General features: G+C 59.2%; 1 protein-coding gene. It reads right to left on the bottom strand.

All coding sequences use genetic code 11. The features are described 5' to 3' along the window. On the bottom strand, positions 1 to 747 hold a 747-nt coding region (locus AC1DUU_RS32135), incomplete at its 3' end, for a DODA-type extradiol aromatic ring-opening family dioxygenase (RefSeq protein ID WP_476787335.1). Positions 748 to 1352 lie beyond the last annotated feature (605 nt).

Below are 1352 nucleotides of genomic sequence, written 5' to 3'. Positions count from 1 at the left end.
GTGCACCCGGCGCCCCTTGGCACCCTCACCCGCCGCACCATAGGCAAAGAAGATCGGCATCAGGTGCTCGTCGGTCGGATGGTTATCTCCAGGGAACGGCGCCTTGGCCCGCCAATCTAGCACTGCTGCGGCATCGCCTGAGCCAAGCTTGTCGGCGAACCAGTCGGTGAATGCCTGAACCTTTCCGGCAAGCGCCGGATCGGGTTCCGCTCCATGCCGCAACCTGCTGAAATAAGCCCGCAGATTGTGCGTGATATGGCCTGAGCCGATCAACAGCACGCCGTCGTCGCGCAACGGCGCCAATGCCTTGCCGATGGCATAGTGCCATGCGGCGTCGCGATTGGGGTCGATCGACACCTGGACGATCGGAATGTCGGCATCGGGAAACGCCAGCTTCATCGGCGTCCAGCTGCCATGGTCGTAACCACGCTTTTCATAGGTATGCGGCTTGAGGCCAGCTGCATCCAGCATGCCGAAAACCTTGGCGGCGAGCGCAGGTTCTCCCGACGCCGGATAAACCATTTTGTACAATTCCGGAGCAAAGCCACCGAAATCATAGATCATGCCAGGCTTGGGATCAGTCACTACGGCAACGCCGTCGGTCTCGAAATGCGCAGATACGATGACGATGGCCTTGGGCTTCGGCATCAGCTGCGAGACAGTTTCGAGATAGTGGCGCGCCGGCGTCTCGGCCAAAACGATATCGGGGCCGCCATGCGAAATGAAAAGGGTGGGCAACGAGCTCATGTTCTTTCTCCTTGCCTGGAATATATGCTTTGTCGACCGCATAGAGCAGACCGCTGCTAAGCGACGAAGCGTTCACAATTTGAGGACGAGATCGGGACCTTTGTTCAATACTGCACACGGCGATGTCGGGCGTCGACGGCAGTGCGCGAGGATTTGCGACATTCGGCGCTCCGGCCCATGCATGCTACAGCTGGCACAGTGAAAAATACACCCTGTGGTAGAAAAATGACCGTGACAGCGCTGCAAATTAAGGAAACCTTAGCCAGCCTAAATTAGATATCAACACAAGCGAGGTGCGCAGAGGGGACCTGCGCCATTGCAAACTTTCTCTTTCACGCCGCTCGCACCCCCGACCGGTTGCCCGCCAGCTTCTCGCCGGCGCGCCGCCGGCCGTTTGGCCAACTGAAACGGGACAAAAATGCACTCCGCAGCCGCCCCGACAGACCGAGGCAACAATATTGCGAGCACTGTCGTGGCAACCATGGGCCAGATGGGCGTGATTGGGTTGCCTCGCAATTACGAGATCTTCTACGAGGCGCTCACCGGAACGAACCCGGCGCTCAGCCTCGAGGTCATAGCCCTCGGCAATCGCCCCTCTCAGGAGC

The organism is Aminobacter sp. P4_H6_2 (genome assembly GCF_056400805.1).
Note: the sequence above shows the minus strand (reverse complement) of the source record. Positions and strands in the feature narration are given on the sequence as shown.